This window comes from Treponema parvum, from assembly GCF_017893945.1.
Taxonomy (GTDB): domain Bacteria; phylum Spirochaetota; class Spirochaetia; order Treponematales; family Treponemataceae; genus Treponema_D; species Treponema_D parvum_A.
Genome location: NZ_CP054257.1, coordinates 1,267,606 through 1,287,036, shown reverse-complemented (window position 1 = coordinate 1,287,036; position 19,431 = coordinate 1,267,606). Strand labels below are relative to the sequence as shown.

Genomic DNA, 19,431 nt, shown 5'->3' with positions numbered 1-19,431 from the left:
TTATTTTCCTTCGGTTACAGCCGCTTTCATAAGCGCTGACACCCGCGGATTAAGATAAGCCGAAAACAGATCCGCTACGGCCTCGGCAGAATAATCGTAATACGCTTCCCCGTTGTTTATACCTATTCTAAAGCCGGCGGAGATCGTTTTGTCGGCCTTTAACTCAAGCCCTTTGGCTATCTGCGTCTTAAGAGCGGCATGAAGGCCTTTTTCCAGCTCTTTAAGCGATTTTTCGTTTAAAATAACGGAAACGTCCTTGGCGTCCTCTTTGGAAACCCACGCCTTTACGGTTTCAGGAATCAACTTTTCCATAAGCGCCGGTGAATAGGCCTTTGCCGCCTCCGCTTGAACGAGCGCATTCAATTCGGAAACTATGCTTTCTCTAAAAGAAATAATCAGGTTACGTCCCGCCTGTTTAACCGCGTCTTCGGCGGCCTTTTCCATCCGGTCGGTCTCCGTCTTTGCGTTTTTTAAAATTCTTTCAGCCTGCTGTTCGGCGTCCGCAATTATTTTTTTTGCATTTACTTCCGCTTCGGAAATGATATTTTCCGCAGAAGTCTTTGCCGCAGCGACGCCGTCCTTTTTGATCTTGTCGATCAATTCCTGTAATTGAACGTCCATTAAAACCTCTCTTAAATAATAGGCCGGAATTTTAAAACAAAGACCGGCTTCTAATATCGATTTTCTTATTATACACCTAATTTAAATTGAAAGACAGTAGAGAATTTCGAAAAATTCGCGTTTTGTGTTTTTTTATTTAAAACAAAAATTCATAGACTGTCAAGGCTTTGTATTTTTTACCCGGATAAAGTATGCAAGACGGAAAGTCTTTCTTATTGGGCGTATCGGGGAAACACTGGGTTTCAAGGCAAAACGCCTCGTGTTTGCCGTATTTCATTCCGTTCCGGCCGGTTTCACCATTCAAAAAATTACCGGTGTAAAGCTGCATTCCGATCTGATCGGTATATACTTTCATCGCACGTCCCGATACGGGCTCTTCTATTGTGGCCGCGTATTTTACTTCGCCGTCAAAGGCGCTCTTCATATCGGAATCGTAAACTTCCGTCACAAAGCAATGATCGTATCCGTTCCCCGTCTTTTTTATATCCTTACCCAACTTTTTGGATTTAAGAAAATCAAAGGCGCTTCCGGCTACGCGGATCAACTTTCCCGTCGGGATAAGATTTTTATCAACTTCAAGATACGAAGGGCAATTCATCTGCAAAACATGGTCTTCAACGGAACCGCGCCCGGCCAGATTAAAATATGTGTGATTTGTGATATTGATAGGAGTCGCGGCGTCTGAGGAAGCCTTGTATTTAAGAGTTATGCGGTTAAATTTGTCCAGAGTATAAACCGCTTCGAGCTTTACATTGCCCGGGAAACCCTGCTCCATATCGCGTGAAGTTCTCGTAAATTTGACGCCGATGCCGTTTTTATTTGAAAAGACTGAGGATTTCCAGAGCATTTTATCATACCGTGTGTATCCTCCGTGAAGGCAGTCGGCGCCGCAGGAATTGACGTCAAGAGCGTAGTCTTTACCGTCGAGCGAAAATTTTGCGTTTCCTATGCGGTTTGCAAAACGTCCTACAATCGCGCCGAATGATGAAGTGCCGCATGCGTAGCCGGTGAGCGTAGAATAACCGAGCGAGACGTCTACCTTTCCCGATCGCGGATCAGGCAGCAGAATACTTGTTATGATACAGCCGTAATCCGTAGCCGAAAAGGACATTTTTCCGTTTGAAACCGTGTACAGCGATGCTACGTTCCCGTCCGAAAGCGTTCCGAACATTTCTTTTTTTACTTCCATGCAAACCCTCCTCAAAGATGCTGTTATTCGTTCATATCAAGCGCAAATTGAACTTCCGTAACGGAACGCGACAGAGCAGCCGCAATATCTTCGACCGTTTCGCCGCGGCGGTAAAGCTCGTTTACCTGTGCGTTAAAACTTTTTTTTATGACGATAGGATCGTCGGACATGTAAATGTTGCTTATGCCGTCCAATCCTTTTGCCGCATCTGCCGAATCCGTAGCGGACACCGAGGCATCTGAATCTCCGAAAGCCGCCGAGCCGCCGTCCGTTACATTGAAATTTTTATCGCCGAAAACATTTTCGCCGGTGGAACCGCCTTGACCGGATGAGTCCCTTTGTCTTTCAAATTCAAAAAGTTTTTTTTGCGCGTCGTTTTCAGGATTTTTTTCTTTACCGCCCGAAGACTCGGAGCCGGCCGCAAACGATAAAGAAGAACCGTCTTTTAAAGGAGAAGACTTCGGCGGGAGCGAATTTTTTTTATATGCGGCGGCGCGCGACGCAGAACTTCCGCTTCCGTGAACGGCGCTATCGAGTTTTTCTTTATAGACTGATCCCAATTTTCGCTTTTGTTCTTCGGCTTTTATAAAAGCAAGGTGCGTATCTGCTTCGGATACGGCGGCCTTCAAATCGCTTATTCTCGATTCGATAAGAGTTATGTTGCGTTCCGCGTTGCGGTTCACATCAAGGATCATCCTGTTCAGTTCGGCACGGGTGTTTTCTATGATGCTGTCCGTAGAAAAAAGACGTGTGAATTTTTTAAAAAACAAAAACCAAAGAAAAAGATTTATTATGCAGAGTGTGAAAATTATTATAACTGCCACAAATCACCTCATAATATCTATGTGCTGTCCTAAGTATGATTCCCGTATTTCGGTTTCTTTTTTTTGAACAGGTTTATCCTCTTCTTTGTTTTTTTTGCTTCCGCCCGAAGGAGTCTGCGAGCCTTGTCTTCCGTCGGGTTTTACTTCCAGCGTCTTTGCTTCGTCTGAAGCCGATTTTTGAACCGCAGCGATCTGTTCGGCGGTTTGCTGAACGATCTTATTCTGCTGCATTGCGTCCGTCAATTCGCCGCCTTTTTGCTGCTGAGAAGCGATCTTCGCAACGTTTGACATCTGAGAATACATTATCTGCAGGTCAATAGGTTGAATAGCCATCGGGTCCTTTTATATCATCGATGTTGGGAGGTTCGTATTTGCCACGCCTCACGAAATTATTTTCAAAGTAGAAAGTAACGTTTTTGATGTTTGCCCGTATTTCGTCAAGAACGTCGCGGACATATATCTTTACGCCCGAATAAACGGTTCCTTCCGCCTTGACCTTGCCCATAACCTTGAGTTCTCTGAGCCTGTTTTGGATGTCTTGAATTTCTTCGGATATCTTTGCGGATTCTTCGGTTATTTCCGTATGCCGGTCTTTGAGTTTTGAAAGATTTTCCTCTTTATCCTTGGGCAATGTACGGCGAATCTTTTTTTGGTTTTCAAGCGTAGAAAGATCCAATTCGTTTTCTTCAAGTTCCTTCATCAAACCGGCTTGCATGCCCTGAAGATCTTTTAGGCGCTGCTTAGCCTTGGGATCGAAGCCCACTTCAAGTATGGTTTCCGTTCCGCCCGGAGAACCTATGTTCCTTGCGCATATTTCTTCTGTGGCGAATAAATGTCCGCCGGTTATCTGCGCTTTTTTACCGCGGAGTATGATGCGCTTCATCGCGGTTACGTTGGAATTCATGATACTGTCGGATACCATAACGTATTCGGCCGCTTCGACCTTTGTAGCCTGTATGAATTTAGCCCACAACGAACCGCCTGTGACGATGGAGCCTTCGTCGTGCCCGAATACGCCCTGTGAAACAATGATGTTTCCGTCCGCTTCGATGTTGCTTTTGCCGACGGTTCCGCTGATTTCGATATTGCCCGAAGCCTTAACCGAAAATCCGTCGTCGACGCTTCCCTTAACGATGATGGAGCCCAAAAAGGTTATGTTGCCGGTTTTTATATTAATGCCGTCCAATTCAAGAACGGGTTCCACATTTATTTTATCGTTGACCAATAATACCTGGCCGTTTATGTTAGATACAATCGTACATCCGTCGGAATCGACCGATACGTTTTTTCCCAGCGGAAGGGAAATATCTTTGCCGTTTTTAGCTTCAAGATAACGTCCGTACAGTGTCTTGCCGGCCTTGCCTTTTTCCGCGAGCATTTTTTGTGCCAGAGGCTGACCGGCGACTACGTTTTGAATTTTGTTGAGTTCCTTAAAATTCATCTGGCCGGCGGCGTCTTCTTTTGCACGCAGCTTCGTGGGATCGGTTTCAAACTGATAGGCGATATAGGCGTCCCTTCCGTCCGCAGGAAAGATTCCCGACATTATCTCATATTCAGTATTATAGATGGGATTGTCTACAAAATCGTTTATGCGGTCGATATCAAGCTCTATCGCGACTCCCTGCGTTACCAGCGCGTTTTCAATCTGATCGGCGGAAATATCACAGCCGCCTACGGCAGGCGCCGTAGCGGTAAGATTTGCATGCATTTCGTCATTTGAAATTTCAATCACGATCAATGCGTCGCCCACGCGTGTGTGAGCGAAGGTTCCTACCTTCACATATTCGCCGCCGGTTCCGTCCTTGACAAGAGTTCGTATCAAATTTTCATCAATCGACGTAGTATCCGAACGCTTTAGAGAAGCAAGAATGTCCTTTAGAGCTGCGGGAGTTCCCTCGCCTTCGGGAAGCGTAACTTTTAAATTCAGACCGTTCGTAAAACGGCGCACATAGAACATGCCGTCCTTATTGACGCTTTTATGTTCCTGAGAGAGCTCGTCATTGATATTGATCGCGCCGCTCGTATGATCTTTTTTATTTGATACGGATTTTGCAGACTGGTAGACTCTGATTTTCCACGGACGTTTGGATATTCCCCATAATCCCTGAGAGCCCTTTTCCACAACTTCATATTCAAGGTTTGAAGCCGTAAGATCCAGCTGGATGGCCGCATCGGCTAGAGCGTCTTCAAGGGTGTCGGCGTTTACGTCAACGGATTGAAGTCCCTTGTCAACCTTGAGCTGTGTCTTCATATCCCTGCGTATCGCATCCAATGTTATCATCAAAAAATTCCCTTTCTAAAATTGGTAAGTTTGGCGCGAAGACGTAAATTGGCCTTTGCGTGAAGCTGCGAAATACGCGATTCGCTCACTTCAAGAACTTCTCCTATTTCTTTAAACGTAAGATCTTCGTGATAATACAAGACGATGAGCATTTTTTCTTTTTCAGGAAGCTCGTTTATGGCTTGGATTATGACTTTTCGGATTTCTTCGCGCTCGACTTGTACGTCAGGGTTCAAACTGGCGGGGGATTCTATGCTGTCGCCTATCGACAAATTGTCGCTGTCGTCGGACGAATACCACACGTCGTTTAAAGACAACATGCTGGTTCCAGAAACCTTCATGACTTCGCGCTGATATTCTTCTTCCGTAAGCCCCATCTGATTTGCAACTTCGGCGTCTGAAACGGTCCGTCCCAATCTTGCTTCAAGCTCGACTATAGTGTCTTCGATTTCGCGGGCTTTTTGGCGTATGGAGCGCGGTATCCAGTCAAGCTGACGCAGTTCGTCAAAGATTGCGCCTCGTATCCTCGTCACCGCGTAAGTTTTAAATTTTACGTTTTTTTCAGGATCGAATTTGCTTATTGCGTCAAGCAGCCCGAACTGGCCGAAGCCCACCAAATCGTCAAACTCTACGCTGCTGGGCATACCGACGGACATCTTTCCCGCTACGTATTTTACCAGCGGCATGTACTGGCGGATAAATTTATCCCGCAAAGCAGGCGATTTTGTTTTTTTGTACTCCAGCCAAAGTTCATCCTCTATTTTTTGGGCATCAAGCTCTTCCGACATATTCCCACACCTTTCAATTATCGTTTGCGATCACAGTTCTGATCGCTTTTGCAATTACTTCAGAATCATTCATGTCCGTAATCGAAGACGAACGCGACTGTTTTGACGAGCCGCTTGAACCGCCGAATCCGGACGAAGCGGGAGAAGAAAAATCCGAGCTGTCCGTCACGGTATAAGTTCCTTCGCCCTGTTCATCCGCGACGAAATTTCCCAGATCCGGCAATTCGTCGATTCCTCCGGCGCTTTTTTCGGATTTTGCAGAGCCGTCTTGATTTTCCGCCGGCTGTGAAGTTTCCGTACTCTCCGCTTTATCAAGTTCTGAAGGCTCTTTAACTTCGCCTTCCGGCACAGAATATCCTTCTTTTTTGCCTTCCATCCCGAACAAAAAGCCTTGCAGCGAACCGGGCTTAGTCTCGCCTTCGCCGTCTTTATCATCGGCAGGCGCGCTTTCTTCATGGAACGGCACGATCTCGCTTGCGTCAGGAGCCGAAGAAGAAGGCTTTCTCGGAGCCTTATCTGAAGACGGATCGGGAGATCTTTCTGCGGCGGAATTTACGACGCCGGCAGCTTCCGAAGACGGCGCTTGACCGGAACCGTTTTTACGGCCGTTATTAGTTTCATGATACGATCTTACAGCCTTGGTTACGGTAAAATCCGTACTGTTTTCTTCGGAGGGAAGTTCCTCGTCCGCGATCGTGATGTCGATCGTACCGCCTGAAGCTCTTTGCGCCGAAGCGGGTTTTTCGGAAACATCGGACATGGAAACGTCCGCGTCCTGTGCAAATAAGAATTTGCCGGCGACAAAATTCGCCCCGAATCCCAACGCGCCGAAAACAAGCGCAAATATAAAGGCTCTCAGTAAAATGACAGGAATGCCTGCGCGGCACAAAAAACCGACAAAACAGGATAAAAAAAATCCAACCATTGCCGAACCAACAATGACTTTAGGATTTATCATCATTCCTCCCATTCCGCATCAATCATTTTAGTATACACTAAAATTCCCAAAAATACCATATAAAAGTCACCATGCCGATAATAAAGCCGTTCCTTATCGCTTTTGCCGCTTCACTTTGCACGGACATGTGTAACAGGCCGCAATGAAATAATCATTTACGCTTACCTAAAAATTTTTTTAAGAAACTTGAAACGCCGGCGTTTAGAGGCAATTCCGTCTTTTCAACTTTTCCAACGATGTGTTTTATGCATATCGAAGGCCTGGATCCGGGGCTCATAACGATAAACGGCTTTTGGCGGATCACCGAAGCCGAAACCACAGGATCGTCATAAACGAAGCCTAAATAATCTATTTTATAATTCAAAAATTGCCCTACAATGTTTATGATACGGTCTGAAATACGCCTTCCTTCGTCGGCCGAATGCACACGGTTCACAAGAAGTTTTAGATTCAATTCGCGGTCGATTATCTCCGTCGTTATTATCTTTATCATTCCGTAAGCGTCCGTTATCGCAGTGGGTTCTGGCGTAGTGACCACATAAACTTCATCCGCTGCGGACACGAATTGAAGAACGTTGTTCGCAATTCCGGCGCCGGTGTCGATTATTATTATGTCCGCGTTGCCTAACGAGCAAAATTGCTTGGCAAAATAATCAAGTTCTTCCAGATTCAGATTCGCTATTTTTGAAAACCCGTTTGCGCTGGCTATGAATTTTATCCCGAATTCCGTGTCAAGTATTATTTCCTCCATCGTCTTTTGCCTGTTTATGACCTGCATAAGATTGTATTGAGGAACTATATTCAAAAGAACGTTTACATTCGCCATGCCGAGATCCGCATCCACTAGGATAACTTTTTTACCCGTCTGCGCATAAGCGATTGCGAGATTTACGGAAACGTTCGTTTTGCCCACACCGCCTTTTCCGCTTGTAATAGCTATAATGCGGGTGTTGTGGCCTTTTTCCGCAGCCGCTTTGTTTTTTGACGAATTTCCGCCGCCCATCAACGCACGTAATTCAGAAGCCTGTTCTTCCATAACTTATTTAACTCCAAATTTATCATCTATATGAACTCTATCGATCTTAAAATCGTTTAATTCCATTAAGAAATTTACCACATCGGCGCGGTGAATATTCCTAGGCACGCGCTGGCCGTCAGTGATATATGAAACGGATTTTCTTTTTTCGTGCAATACGCTGATCACGTTGCCGTACTGGTGCGTTTCATCGCATTTGGTAATGATCACGGACTGAAACGCAAAGGGCTCGTAGTTCTGAATTATAGTATTGAGATCCCTAGCCTTCGTAGTAGCGGAAACCGCCAGATAAACGTCGGCATGAAGATCTTCCAAGTCCAGCACGGAACGCATTTGCCCTATGTTTTTAGAATCGTTGGGGCTGTAGCCGCTGGTATCTATGAGGATTGCGTCCGTGCGGTCGCGGTATTCGTTATAGATGGTTTTTACGTCCGCAGGAGTTTCGGCCTTATCCACGGGAACGTTCATTATTTCACCGTAATTGACCAGCTGCTCCAATGCGCCCACGCGCGTTTTGTCTATCGAAATAAAGCGCATTTCAGGCCTGGCGCGGTTGTTTTCTTTAGCGTCTAAAATAAGATTTGCGGCAAGTTTTGCGATAGTCGTGGTTTTGCCCACTCCCGTAGGCCCCACCAGGATAATCACATGGGGAGGTCTGAACGCCTTTGTTTCATGAACCGAAATGGATTCTCCTATCCAGTCTACTACGATTTTTTCAACAAAGTCAAAGTCATCCAGTTGATCCAGAGAAAAATCCGACCCGAGCCGTTTCGATATGGCAGAAATATATGAAAAAGTAAATTCGTTTTTTTCAAGGAGTTCTTCTATTTTTTGAATTGTGGGATGTTTTGAAGGAGCGCCTGAAATCACCATTTCAACTTTTTCATTCAACATAGTCTTAAGTTCGTCTACGGACTGCTTTAACGAGGCCATCTGTTTTACGGAATCGACATTCGCTCCGGCCGCACGTAAAACATCATCCCGTGCGCGCTGAAAATCATTTGCCGACTCCGAAGCCGGAAAGCCGGCGGAGATCGAATAAGGCGCGTCTGGCCGGAAGGCGGAAGATGAAAAAGTAGAAGACGGCTGCCCCTGAACTCCGTTTTGACGAGAGCGCCTTACCATGCCGTGCGGACGCAATATATAAGTCACTTCGATAGCCTCTTTTTGAAAAAAACCTAAAAAGCCTCCTTCAAGGACTTGACGCTTTCCTATTATTTGATAGTCGTCGCCGTACTGTTTGCCAAGCTTTATTCTACACTCTTCATAATTGGCCCCGCGTTCCGTAAATACCGGCGCGTCCTTATCTTCAGCGTACATCTTCAACCTCGTTTATTTCGCCCAAAACTTCCAGATTTATGCTGTTGCCGGCTGCCATAACCTCGTTTATCGAAAGAACGATCAAACCGGGAATTTCACGCTCCGTGGACGTTTTTACCAGCTGCCTGACTTCGGACGCGCACAAAACTATGGGCATCAGATTTCTGTTCTGCATAGCGACAAAGGCATCGCTGATCGACCTTATCCACCTTCTGCCGTCAACAGGATCGAAGGCCACGAACGGACGCGACAGATCCGGCGGCTCCACCTTGTGTTCCAAAAGTTTTTCGGACAGTTTTTGCGAAAGATTCATAACGCTTAAAGTCCGTTTGTTGTCCGCATACTGCATACATATCTGGAGCCCCAGAGATTCCCTTACCTTTTCAATGAGGATCCACGGGTTGTGCGTGATGGAAACATAGTTGGCGATGGTTTCAAGTATTACGACCATGTTGCGTATGGAAACCTGTTCGCGCAAGAGGCCCTGAAGGATCTTTTCAATTTCACCGTAAGAAAATTTATTGTCGTCCTTTCTGTCGCCCTTAAGTATAACTTCTTCCACAACGACGGGGTTCCTTTCCTTGATCTTATTGATAATGGCGGCGACCTCCTGCCGGCCGAGAATCTCGGCTGCGTGGTTTTTGATTATTTCAGTCAGATGGGTCGCGATTATCGTTGGAGGATCCACTACGGCGTATCCTGCGCGCTCGGCTTCGACGCGTCTTTCTTCAGGAACCCACACGGCGGGCATTCCGAAAGCGGGATCCGTCGTTTTTTCTCCCTGAATTTCTTCGGTTACGCCTCCCGTATTCATGCACATATAATAGCCCAAACGTATCTTGCTGCGGCCGGCTTCTATTCCCCGTATCTTAAAGCTGTACTCGCTGGGTTCAAGCGTCATGTTGTCGATAATTCTTATGCTCGGAACTACAAGCCCAAGATCCAGAGCAGCCTCACGCCGTATACGGACTACGCGCTCCAAAAGTTCGGCACCCTTTTCCTTGTCCACAAGGGGAATGAGCGCATATCCCAATTCCAGCGACAGAGGATCCAGCGGAACTACGGGGCTTACGTCTTCAGGGCTTCCGCCGGTCTGAGAACCGCTTTTTGCAGCGGCTTCGGCGGCGAGTTTCTTTTCACGAGTCTGCCTGTCAAACCTTATTAAACGGTATCCGCTTAAGGCGCAGGCGACTCCCAGCGGAATCAGAATGTACCACGGCATTCCCGGAACAAAGCCAAGCAGCGCCATCGCGCCGCCTCCTATGCAGTACACCTGGCCTGAAATTGAAAATTCCCGCTTAACCTGAGCGGAAAGAACTTCGTCCGTATTGCTGCCGGTAACTATGAGTCCTGTAGCGAAAGATAAAAGCAATGACGGAAGCTGGCTTAAAAGTCCGTCGCCTATGGTGAGACGGCAATACGCCGTAACTGCGTTCTGAAACGGTTCGCGCCGCAAAACCATTCCCGTAATGACGCCTGCAAAAAGGTTTATTACCGTAATAAATATGCCGGCCTTTACGTTCCCTGAAACGAATTTTGAAGATCCGTCCATAGCCGAATAAAAATCGCTTTCGCGCCTGATTTCGGCCTTTCTTTTGGCGGCTTCTTCGGACGTGATCGCGCCGGAATTGACTTCGTTTTCTACGTCAAACATCTTGCTGTTCATGGAATCGAGCGCAAAACGTGCGGCTACTTCTGAAACGCGTGTGGCGCCCTTTGTTATGACTATCGCTTGTATTACTATGAGTATTACAAAGATCACCATTCCGACGACGATTCCTTCATTGCCGCCGGACCCGCCTACGACGAAGGAAGAAAAAGCCCTAACCATTCGGCCGTTGAATTTCATTCCTTGCGTAAGGATGAGCCTTGTGGAGGAAACGTTTATTCCGAGACCGAAAAGCGTTACAAACAATATCACTCGCGGGAAAGACGAAAAATTCGACGACTTGGAAATGTATAAAACATTAAGAAGAATTATTATGGAAATGCCGAGGTTCACGGCCATAAAAAAATCAAGCAAAACCGCAGGCAAAGGAATGATCAGCATGAGAACGACAACGATCGCCGCAACGGCGATTATGTTCTTCTGCATAAGATCAATTAAATTTACGACTCTCGTGTTTGCCATCAGTCCCACCCAAAAGCAAGCTACCGTTTGTGCTTGGAGATATAATCTATCTGTCGATATACTAAAGCAATAGCATTAATATAGACTTCAGGAATTATATCACCAACGCGGCTTTCTGCATAGAGCCCGCGCGCAAGCGGTCTGTTTTCTACGATCGGTACGTCGTTTTCACGTGCAATGCGCTTCATCACCTGAGCTACTTCATCCGCTCCCTTGGCGGTAACCTGCGGCGCGTCCGCAATATCGGGCTGGTAGCTGAGGGAAACCGCAAAATGCGTAGGGTTTGTAACGATTACGTCGGCTTCGGCTACGGCGCGCGGCATATTCCGTGAAAGAAGTTCCCGCTGGGCTCTCGTAAGGCGGTTTTTTATTTCAGGATCGCCTTCCATTTCTTTGTATTCCTGTTTGACTTCCTGCTTAGTCATCTTCATCGATTCCATAAACTGGCGTCTCTGCACAAAATAATCGGGAACAGCTATGGCAAGAAAAAAGACCGCTACATAGACCAGAAGCCCGGCCGCCATCTGCGCTATGCGCCCTACGGAACCTTCGACGTTGCCTGCTTGGAGCATGAACAGCAGCTCGGGAAGATCGTTTCTTATAAGCAGATACGCTATTGCGGCAATGACGGCTACCTTGCCTAGCGACTTCGCGACATTAAACCCGCCTTCAAACGAAAAAACCGTCTTTCTAAGATATTCGCCGAAATGCGGAAGAATTCTTGAAAATTTGGGTTCTATAGGCTTTGTGCTGTATAAAAATCCCCTGTTCTGGATTATGTTTGCCGCAACGCCTGCAGCGGCTCCCAACAAAGCTATCGGCAATACGGTCATCAAAAGAAAACGATAACCGGCGGCGGCAAAAACAGGATCGTTAACCTGATTTTCCGTACACCGCGTAAAAAAGAAAATCATCACTTCCCGCAATTTAACAAAGATCCATGATCCCAAAAGAATCAGCGTCAAGACGACAAATAAAAGCACAAGAGCGCTGTTAAGCTCGTTGCTCTTGGCTACGCGGCCTTCTCTCCTGGCTTTTTGAAGCTTTATCTCCGAAGGCTCTTCGGTGCGGCCTTCGTCTTCGGCGGCAAACCACTGCAGATCTATTTCATTACAGCCTGTAAGCGATCGCGGGTACACAGCGTTCCGACTGTGCAAATGCGGCATTTTACAGACAAAAAAGGGCGGATTATAAAATCTCATAGGCCTCCCCCTGAAAGACTTACAAAAAGCCGCTCCAGCTTTATAAATCCCGTAACAAACGATCGGTCGAAAAAATCACAGAGGGAAGGCATGACGGCCGTGATGATAAAAAACGAAAGCAGCATCATAACAGGGAAACCTTCCGACAAAAGATTCATCTGAGGCGCAGCCTTGGACAAAAGGCCTACGCTTACCGAAACCAACAAGAGAGTTCCCATAAGCGGCAAAGCGATTATGAGAGCGTCGGTGAACAAATCCGTAAGTCCCGAGACCATAAATAAAACAAGATTTCGGCGGGAAATTTCATTGACAATCAAAAAACAGTTGAGCGACTTAAAGCTCGACACAAGGGCGCCTAAAAACAATCTCTGCGCCCACTGGCCTTGAAGAAAGATGAGCATGGCGATGAGATTGAAATATTGCCCCATGAGCGGATTTTCAACCTGCGACATTGAATCGTATACTTCGGAAGCGCTGAATCCCATCTGAAACGCAAAAAACTGCCCTGCAGTGCTGAAAGCGGCAAATATGACGGTCACATAAAATCCGTTTATGACGCCTATCAGAATTTCACCTGCGAGCACAAGAATATAATTCAAAGCCGAAACGCCGTCTTCTCCGATCAAAAACTCATACGAGCTGAAATTCACCTGAGGCAGAATAAAATACGCCATGTATCCGGCTAGAGCGACTTTTGCGGCCCCAGGGATAGTCCTCATCGAAAAAAGAGGCAGCGTTGAAAGAAGCGCAAAACAGCGGGCAGCCGCAAGCAAAAAAAAAGGAGCTTGGTTTAAGATCCGGTCGAGCAACGGCGACGGCATAAAATCTTAAAACCGCGCCTTAACGCGCAAGCTGCGGGATCATGTTGAACAGGTGAACGGCGTATTCGGCCGTAGAAGAGAACATCCAGCCTGCCATCAGAGCTATAACACCTAAAATCACAAGCATCTTAGGCAAAAATGTAAGGGTCTGCTCCTGTATTGACGTCGTAGCCTGAAATATTGCGACGATCAAACCGATTATGAGAGCGGCTCCCAAAACGGGAACCGACAGCATAAACACGCGAAAAATGCCCCCTCTCATCAAAGAAACTATCTGTCCCAAAGTCATCTTTTATCATGCCTCCGATAAAAATTTCCACAAACTAAGGAAAAACTACTTGATCACCGAATTAAACAGCTGCTGCGTAAGCAGTCCCCATCCATCTATGAGCACAAAAAGCATAAGCTTAAACGGCATGGAAATCTGAACGGGCGGAAGCATCATCATTCCCATGGACATAAGTATGCTTGCCACAACCATGTCGATGACAATGAACGGAATGTAGAGCAAAACGCCTATCTTAAACGCCACGGTGAGTTCGTGAAGAATGTAAGACGGAATAAGCACGTACGTCGGCACGTCGGCAAGGGTTTGAGGGCGCTCGAGACGCGACATCGCCATAAACATTGAAATGTAAGACGTGTCGCCCGCCATCTGACTGTACATAAAAAGCCTTACCGGCGATTCCGCTTCCCTGTAGGCCTGTTCGATCGTTATCTCACCGTCGGAAAGAGGCCTGTACGCGTTATTGTAAATCTGCGTAAACGTAGGCCACATGACAAAAACCGTCATAAAAAAAGCTATTCCCTGTAAAACCATCGTAGGCGGCACTTGCTGCAAAGAAAGGGCGCGTTTTATAAAGTCTAAAACTATTGAAAAACGCAAAAAGCACGTAAGAAGGATGAGCAGGCTCGGCGCGAGCGTCAATATCGTCAATAAAAGCAAAAGCCGCACGGAAAAAGCCACTTCCGTTCCGGTTTCCGGCTGCGTTATATTTATATCTATGTTCGGAAGAACGACCGGAGAAACGTTCGTTCCCATTACGGTTCTGCCGTCGGTCGATCCCGCAGGGAACCTTGAATTTTGCCCTGCTCCGGACGCTGCGGCGGGATTTTGCGCTCCGGACTGATTTTGAACCGGCGCCGTTCGCCCGCTCTGCGCCGTAGCCGACTGCACCGACTGTCTCTGACGCACCGTTTGTCCTGCGGAACCGTTTTGCGATTGTGAAAAAACCGGCAAGATTCCAAATATCACCGCTAAAAAAAAGCAAAGAACAGTCTTCATAATTCACCGCCGCCGCCGTTAAGACGTTCCCGCTGTTTTTTTAGCAGATCTGCGGCTGTCTGTGCGGATTTTTTAAACACATTTTTATTTTCCGCGGAATTAGGCATAAACAAGGCCAGAATATCGTTAAAATTCTTGGGCCTTGAAGAATTTTCGTTTTTATCGGCATAAAGATTCATCGAATCTACGAGGTCTTTGTCGTCTATTTTGTCTATTAAATTAACCGAAGAGTCGCTTACGCCTACGATGTAAGCGTGATCCAATAAAGTAAACACCTGCACGGATTTTCCCGGCGAAAGCGAAACGGAAGACACAAGGCGTAAGAAAGGATCTTTGTTTTCAGGGCGGCGAAGTCCGTTGCGCATAAAGCGCACGATCACATACATTAAGGCCACTACGAAAACGAGCACCAAAATCATGCGTATAAAGACCGAAAAAGTAGAATACGACTGGGATCTTCGGGCTTCTTGTTCGGATTTGATCGGAAGCGCAGCCTCTAGCGAAGATGAAGATTCAGGCTGACCGCTTATTACGATTTCACTTTCAGGGCTGCCCTGTAAAGCCTCCGCCGGCAAATTTGAAGCGGCGTTTTGAGCGTGCGCCAAAGCAAAGGCACACGCATAAAAGAACAGAACCGCCTTCAGTTTTTTTGAGAAATACAATTTTTACCCCACCCGAACGGAAAAAAACAAATTTACATTGCAATCTTCCGTCTGTAAAAATATATCAGCTGAGCGTAGACACGCGCTCCATAGGCGACAAAATCTCGGTTACGCGAACGCCGAAGTTTTCATCGATAACTACGACTTCGCCCTTTGCGATCGGTTTATGATTTACAAGGATGTCTACAGGTTCGCCTGCAAGTTTATCCAATTCGATTATAGTACCTTCGCCCATCACAAGTATATCTTTTATCTGTTTTTTCGTACGTCCAAGCTCTACGGTCATTTCCATGAAAACGTCCATGATAAGACCGATGTTTCCCTGCTGGACTGCGCCCGCGCCGCCTTGAAGGCTCGGGAACTGCAAAGATTGAACGTTAGGAATATTCATACCGGGAGAAATAACTCCGCCCCCCATCTGCGGCATTGCGCCTCCTCCCGCGAGCGATCCCATCGCGGCCATATCCGCTGCGGAAAGCACGCCGCCCATACCGGACATCGCTCCGGCTCCAAGCGCGTTGGCGATTCCCGAAGCTACGTCGGAACCTACGGCTTCCCACAAGGTATAAGCCTGGCCTTCGAGCATAAGCGGATAGCTGAACAAAGTAAACGTATTCTGCGGAATGCGAGCCACGGCCTTAGGAACGTTAAGAGCTTCGGCGGGGCTGCACGCTATTCCTTTAAGCCTGCCGGTTTTTTCGAGCTCCGTTATTTCGTTTCCCGTATGTTTTGACACTATCTCCGAAACTACCGAGAGAGCCATGTCGTCAATCTCGACGTTTTGTTCATGATTTATAAGACCTGTCAGTTTTTTTGCAAATTCATGGGAAAGCACATACAAATGTTCTCCTACGAGAGCGTTTGAAAAGTCATTCGTCACTGCAATTACCATTTCCGGAAGCTTTGCCAAAAACTGATCTTTGCCGACGGATTCAATTACGGGATTTCCTGCAGAAAAACTTGCTCCCGTCATCGTATTCAAATCGGCGGCAAGTTTGTCCTTAAGACCGGAAGCGAAACCGCTTAACACAGCCGTATCTGCCGAAACACCCGTGTCGACTGCGCCGCCGCCTCCGCCAACATTTACGCCCGATAACAAGGCATCAATCTCATCCTGTGATATAGCGCCATCACTCATAGTGTTTCATCTCCTTCTGCGGAAAGTTCTTCAAATTCTTCTGTATCCGTCTCTTCAATTTTTCCGGTGATCTGAACCGCCATCTTTTTGCCGACCACTCCGGGCTGGCAGTAAAATTTTTGTCTGCTTCCAACGCTAAGCGTAATGGGATCGCCTATCCTTACGTTAGCAAGTCTGACAATGTCTCCTGTTTGCAGCGTAAGAACGTCCCTTATGGGAAGCTGTATGGAACCTATTTCTGCAACTATATCCATATCCACGCCGGAAAGTTTTTCTTTTAACGTTCCCAAATATTGAGTTGTAGAACTTCTTCTAACCGAAGAAAACCAGAACTGAGAAGACAGTTTTGAAATTATCGGTTCAATAGTCAAATACGGAATACAGAAATTTATCATTCCCTCTTCTTCGCCGACCTTGGTTTCTAGGGTGACGAGAACGACCATTTCTGACGGAGGAACGATCTGCGCAAACTGGGGATTAGTCTCAATCTGCCCGAGTCTTGGCCTTAGGTCTATTACCTGTGTCCAAGCTTCGCGCATATTGGCCAAAATACGCACTATAATGCCTTCCATTACCGACTGCTCGATATCCGTCAGATCGCGGTTTTTATTTCCTGCAGTTACTCCCTTGCCTCCGAACAGACGATCTATCATGGAAAATGTGATCGTAGGGTCAATTTCAAGCACGGCGTTACCTTTGAGAGGATCCATGTTTATTACGGCAAGAGTGGTAGGCGTAGGAATGGAGCGTATAAATTCCTCGTAGGTAAGCTGATCTACGGAAGCTACGTGAACGTGAACAAGGCTTCTCAGCTGCGCCGAAAGGCTCGTCGTGGTGAGACGGGCGAACGTTTCGTGCATGATAGACACCGTTCTTATCTGCTCTTTTGAGAATTTGTCCGGCCTTTTGAAATCATATAATTTTATTTTACGGGTATCGCTTACGGGCTTAAAATCGTCCGTATCGGTTTCACCGGAGCTTATAGCCGTTAAAAGTTGGTCTATCTCATCCTGTGACAGAACTTCGTTCATGCACTTCCACCTTTTTTAAACTGCCTGCTGGCCCTACTGTTCAATTACATCGAGCTGCTTAAAACGTACGTCCCTTATCTTGGTAGACGTCAGTATGGTTTCGTTTACAGCCCTTATGATTTCACTTCTAAGATTCTCTTCGTTTTCAGGTTTGAGTTCCGCAACCGTCTTCTGTGTAAAATATCGGCGCAAAAAGTCCACAAGTTCAATACTGCGCGAAGTTATTTCGGTAGAGACGGCCTTATCGTCTTTTTTATAGCCTAAAACAACGTCCACAGTGACCGTCGCAGGAGTGTCGTCGCTGGTTTTGGTTCTGATTGCGCCGAGCGAAGTGTACCAGTCGTAGATTTCCCTGCGTCCGCTGTATTCTTCGCTCACGGGATACGCCGCTACAGGCGAAGTATTTGCCCCCATTACCTTCATAGTAATGATAACTACGGTAACTATTATCAGTATTGCGCCGATTGTGATCGCAACCCATTTAAGCAGCGACGGTAAAAGAGCCCCCACGCCGCCTTTTTTAGCGGGAGCGGATGATGAGGCGCCGGATTCTTCCTCAAAATTAATATCGTCGTTATCTGCCATCATCTTCCTCCGCTTTTTTTATTTTATCAATTTGGAAATATATTACCATTAAAAATGTCCTTCGTCCAGAATAATAATATCCACCCTGCGATTGTACGCGCGGCCTTCCGGCGTGTCGTTTGAAAATTTCGGCCGCGTATCCGCATAGCCGGCGATAGAAAACGCATTTTCGTTTACGCCGAAATCGGCCAGATAATGAAGCACGTTCGCCGCGCGAGCCGTAGAAAGTTCCCAGTTGCTGGGAAACATGGCTGTGTTTTGAACGGGAGTATTATCGGTGTGACCTTCTATACGGAAATATCTGCCGGAAAGTTCGGGCTCGTTAAAGAATGAAGAAAGACGCAGCAAGGTGTCTCTCGTTTCGTCGATATTCAGATCTGCGCTTCCTTCTCTAAAGAAGGCGTCGGAAGCGAGCGTTATCACAAGACCTCTCTCATCGCTCGTTATGGTTATTCTGTTCGATTTTACGTCCGGAGCGAAAAGGCTTACAGCCTTCTTTTTTGCAAGCCCTAAAGAAACGCCTTTTTCAAGAGACGGCAGAGAATTTATATTGTTTCCCAGATCCGAAAGCCGACCGGCGGAAAGCGATATACCTCCCGTAGTGCTTGACGTAATCTGCAGCGAAGCCGCCATCTGCGCCAAAGACGTGGTGTCTACTTCGGAAGGATTATACAACATTACGAAAAAGCAGAGCATCAAGGTGATCATGTCACCGTAAGTTCCCATCCACGCGGTAGACGGTTTTTCAGGCGCTTTGGACTTTTTAGCCATAACACTAATCCTTTAACACTTCGGCTTCTATGGATTTCCGCGTAATCGGATCTAGATATGTGAGCAGTTTTTGCGCCATGATGCGCGGATTTTCGCCCGCCTGAATCGCAAGCACTCCTTCTATGATCATCTCTTTTGTTTTTATTTCAGCTGCGTTGTGCGTAAGAAGTTTTTGCGAAAACGGAGTTATAAGCCAGTTAGCCAGCATGGAACCGTACAAGGTAGTTATAAGGGCGACAGCCATATTGGGACCTAAAGAAGACTTGTCTTCAAGGTTGTTTAACATTCCTATAAGACCTACGACGGTACCCATCATACCGAAACCGGGGGCAAAACCCGCCCATTGGTTTATTACGGTTATCCACGCCATATGGCGGCCTTCTACCTGATTCATTTCATTTTCAAGTATCGAACGAATTATAGCTCCGTCCGTGCCGTCTACTACAAGACGCAGTCCCGTACGCATAAACGCGTCTTCAATGTCGTCAAGCCCGTCTTCAAGCGCAAGAATTCCTTCCCGCCTTGCCTTTTCGGAAAGGGCTACAAGGTTTTGGACTATTTGTTTTTCGCCGAAATCGGGAACTTTAAAAGCCCTTCCCATGATCTTAAAAAGCCCCAGCGTCTTACTCAGAGGGAATCCTATGTACAGTGCAAAGTACGATCCTCCGATTGTCATAAACACCGACGGAATATCGATTATCCCTCCGAGCGTTCCTCCGGACGTCATGACCGACATGATTATCATGGCGCCGCCGCCGACAATACCTATTATGGTTGCTACATCCATC

General features: G+C 46.8%; 20 protein-coding genes. All 20 read right to left on the bottom strand.

All coding sequences use genetic code 11. The features are described 5' to 3' along the window. Positions 1 to 621 (bottom strand): V-type ATP synthase subunit E, encoded by a 621-nt coding sequence (locus tag HRI96_RS05765; protein WP_210118547.1) that lies wholly within the window; start codon positions 619 to 621, stop codon positions 1 to 3. Positions 622 to 757: 136 nt separating this feature from the next. Continuing rightward, entirely contained in the window at positions 758 to 1,810 is a 1,053-nt protein-coding gene (locus tag HRI96_RS05760) for an aldose epimerase family protein (RefSeq protein ID WP_210118546.1), read from the bottom strand. Between the two features lie 23 nt (positions 1,811 to 1,833). Next, complete coding sequence (locus HRI96_RS05755) at positions 1,834 to 2,634, bottom strand: hypothetical protein (RefSeq protein WP_210118545.1); 801 nt, start codon at positions 2,632 to 2,634, stop codon at positions 1,834 to 1,836. Positions 2,635 to 2,637: 3 nt separating this feature from the next. After that, entirely contained in the window at positions 2,638 to 2,967 is a 330-nt protein-coding gene (locus tag HRI96_RS05750) for a hypothetical protein (protein ID WP_210118544.1), read from the bottom strand. Further along, positions 2,948 to 4,915 (bottom strand): FapA family protein, encoded by a 1,968-nt coding sequence (locus HRI96_RS05745; protein WP_210118543.1) that lies wholly within the window; start codon positions 4,913 to 4,915, stop codon positions 2,948 to 2,950. Before HRI96_RS05745 ends, HRI96_RS05750 begins: the two co-directional genes overlap by 20 nt. After that, positions 4,915 to 5,703 (bottom strand): RNA polymerase sigma factor WhiG, encoded by a 789-nt coding sequence (whiG, locus tag HRI96_RS05740; RefSeq protein WP_210118542.1) that lies wholly within the window; start codon positions 5,701 to 5,703, stop codon positions 4,915 to 4,917. The genes HRI96_RS05745 and whiG overlap by 1 nt, the downstream gene beginning before the upstream one ends. 13 nt (positions 5,704 to 5,716) lie before the next feature. Further along, positions 5,717 to 6,673: a hypothetical protein gene (locus HRI96_RS05735; RefSeq protein ID WP_210118541.1), complete on the bottom strand. Its 957-nt coding sequence runs from the start codon at positions 6,671 to 6,673 to the stop codon at positions 5,717 to 5,719. A gap of 139 nt (positions 6,674 to 6,812) precedes the next feature. After that, a complete protein-coding gene (locus tag HRI96_RS05730) occupies positions 6,813 to 7,697 on the bottom strand; it encodes a MinD/ParA family protein (protein WP_210118540.1) in 885 nt (294 codons plus the stop codon). 3 nt (positions 7,698 to 7,700) lie between these two features. After that, positions 7,701 to 9,017, bottom strand: a complete 1,317-nt coding sequence (locus tag HRI96_RS05725; RefSeq protein WP_210118539.1) for a flagellar biosynthesis protein FlhF — start codon at positions 9,015 to 9,017, stop codon at positions 7,701 to 7,703. Next, the gene (locus tag HRI96_RS05720; RefSeq protein WP_210118538.1) at positions 9,007 to 11,148 is read right to left on the bottom strand and encodes a flagellar biosynthesis protein FlhA; all 2,142 of its coding nucleotides are present in this window, start codon (positions 11,146 to 11,148) and stop codon (positions 9,007 to 9,009) included. Before HRI96_RS05720 ends, HRI96_RS05725 begins: the two co-directional genes overlap by 11 nt. Before the next feature lie 20 nt (positions 11,149 to 11,168). Next, a complete protein-coding gene (locus HRI96_RS05715; RefSeq protein WP_256729319.1) occupies positions 11,169 to 12,350 on the bottom strand; it encodes an EscU/YscU/HrcU family type III secretion system export apparatus switch protein in 1,182 nt (393 codons plus the stop codon). Beyond that, positions 12,347 to 13,171, bottom strand: coding sequence for a flagellar biosynthetic protein FliR (fliR, locus tag HRI96_RS05710; protein ID WP_256729318.1), 825 nt, complete (start codon positions 13,169 to 13,171; stop codon positions 12,347 to 12,349). Before fliR ends, HRI96_RS05715 begins: the two co-directional genes overlap by 4 nt. A 19-nt stretch (positions 13,172 to 13,190) precedes the next feature. Further along, complete coding sequence (gene fliQ, locus HRI96_RS05705; RefSeq protein WP_210118537.1) at positions 13,191 to 13,460, bottom strand: flagellar biosynthesis protein FliQ; 270 nt, start codon at positions 13,458 to 13,460, stop codon at positions 13,191 to 13,193. Between the two features lie 45 nt (positions 13,461 to 13,505). Then, positions 13,506 to 14,456, bottom strand: a complete 951-nt coding sequence (fliP, locus tag HRI96_RS05700; protein WP_256729317.1) for a flagellar type III secretion system pore protein FliP — start codon at positions 14,454 to 14,456, stop codon at positions 13,506 to 13,508. Further along, positions 14,453 to 15,118, bottom strand: coding sequence for a FliO/MopB family protein (locus tag HRI96_RS05695; protein ID WP_210118536.1), 666 nt, complete (start codon positions 15,116 to 15,118; stop codon positions 14,453 to 14,455). The genes fliP and HRI96_RS05695 overlap by 4 nt, the downstream gene beginning before the upstream one ends. A gap of 64 nt (positions 15,119 to 15,182) precedes the next feature. Then, a complete protein-coding gene (gene fliN / locus HRI96_RS05690) occupies positions 15,183 to 16,256 on the bottom strand; it encodes a flagellar motor switch protein FliN (protein WP_210118535.1) in 1,074 nt (357 codons plus the stop codon). Then, positions 16,253 to 17,287 carry a flagellar motor switch protein FliM gene (gene fliM / locus HRI96_RS05685; protein ID WP_210118534.1) on the bottom strand — a complete coding sequence of 345 codons (1,035 nt, stop codon included), beginning with the start codon at positions 17,285 to 17,287 and terminating at the stop codon, positions 16,253 to 16,255. Before fliM ends, fliN begins: the two co-directional genes overlap by 4 nt. Before the next feature lie 33 nt (positions 17,288 to 17,320). Next, a complete protein-coding gene (locus HRI96_RS05680) occupies positions 17,321 to 17,875 on the bottom strand; it encodes a flagellar basal body-associated FliL family protein (protein WP_346267171.1) in 555 nt (184 codons plus the stop codon). 45 nt (positions 17,876 to 17,920) lie between these two features. Next, positions 17,921 to 18,643: a flagellar motor protein MotB gene (motB, locus tag HRI96_RS05675; RefSeq protein ID WP_210118533.1), complete on the bottom strand. Its 723-nt coding sequence runs from the start codon at positions 18,641 to 18,643 to the stop codon at positions 17,921 to 17,923. A 4-nt stretch (positions 18,644 to 18,647) separates the two neighbouring features. After that, positions 18,648 to 19,430 carry a motility protein A gene (locus HRI96_RS05670; RefSeq protein ID WP_210118532.1) on the bottom strand — a complete coding sequence of 261 codons (783 nt, stop codon included), beginning with the start codon at positions 19,428 to 19,430 and terminating at the stop codon, positions 18,648 to 18,650. Position 19,431 lies beyond the last annotated feature (1 nt).

What these genes read in the sequence shown, in the direction of transcription:
- HRI96_RS05765 (WP_210118547.1), bottom strand. Translation starts at nt 621, where the DNA reads ATGGACGTTCAATTACAGGAATTGATCGACAAGATCAAAAAGGACGGC.
- HRI96_RS05760 (WP_210118546.1), bottom strand. Translation starts at nt 1,810, where the DNA reads ATGGAAGTAAAAAAAGAAATGTTCGGAACGCTTTCGGACGGGAACGTA.
- HRI96_RS05750 (WP_210118544.1), bottom strand. Translation starts at nt 2,967, where the DNA reads ATGGCTATTCAACCTATTGACCTGCAGATAATGTATTCTCAGATGTCA.
- HRI96_RS05745 (WP_210118543.1), bottom strand. Translation starts at nt 4,915, where the DNA reads ATGATAACATTGGATGCGATACGCAGGGATATGAAGACACAGCTCAAG.
- whiG (WP_210118542.1), bottom strand. Translation starts at nt 5,703, where the DNA reads ATGTCGGAAGAGCTTGATGCCCAAAAAATAGAGGATGAACTTTGGCTG.
- HRI96_RS05735 (WP_210118541.1), bottom strand. Translation starts at nt 6,673, where the DNA reads ATGGGAGGAATGATGATAAATCCTAAAGTCATTGTTGGTTCGGCAATG.
- HRI96_RS05730 (WP_210118540.1), bottom strand. Translation starts at nt 7,697, where the DNA reads ATGGAAGAACAGGCTTCTGAATTACGTGCGTTGATGGGCGGCGGAAAT.
- HRI96_RS05725 (WP_210118539.1), bottom strand. Translation starts at nt 9,017, where the DNA reads ATGTACGCTGAAGATAAGGACGCGCCGGTATTTACGGAACGCGGGGCC.
- HRI96_RS05720 (WP_210118538.1), bottom strand. Translation starts at nt 11,148, where the DNA reads ATGGCAAACACGAGAGTCGTAAATTTAATTGATCTTATGCAGAAGAAC.
- HRI96_RS05715 (WP_256729319.1), bottom strand. Translation starts at nt 12,350, where the DNA reads ATGAGATTTTATAATCCGCCCTTTTTTGTCTGTAAAATGCCGCATTTG.
- fliR (WP_256729318.1), bottom strand. Translation starts at nt 13,171, where the DNA reads ATGCCGTCGCCGTTGCTCGACCGGATCTTAAACCAAGCTCCTTTTTTT.
- fliQ (WP_210118537.1), bottom strand. Translation starts at nt 13,460, where the DNA reads ATGACTTTGGGACAGATAGTTTCTTTGATGAGAGGGGGCATTTTTCGC.
- fliP (WP_256729317.1), bottom strand. Translation starts at nt 14,456, where the DNA reads ATGAAGACTGTTCTTTGCTTTTTTTTAGCGGTGATATTTGGAATCTTG.
- fliN (WP_210118535.1), bottom strand. Translation starts at nt 16,256, where the DNA reads ATGAGTGATGGCGCTATATCACAGGATGAGATTGATGCCTTGTTATCG.
- fliM (WP_210118534.1), bottom strand. Translation starts at nt 17,287, where the DNA reads ATGAACGAAGTTCTGTCACAGGATGAGATAGACCAACTTTTAACGGCT.
- HRI96_RS05680 (WP_346267171.1), bottom strand. Translation starts at nt 17,875, where the DNA reads ATGATGGCAGATAACGACGATATTAATTTTGAGGAAGAATCCGGCGCC.
- motB (WP_210118533.1), bottom strand. Translation starts at nt 18,643, where the DNA reads ATGGCTAAAAAGTCCAAAGCGCCTGAAAAACCGTCTACCGCGTGGATG.
- HRI96_RS05670 (WP_210118532.1), bottom strand. Translation starts at nt 19,430, where the DNA reads ATGGATGTAGCAACCATAATAGGTATTGTCGGCGGCGGCGCCATGATA.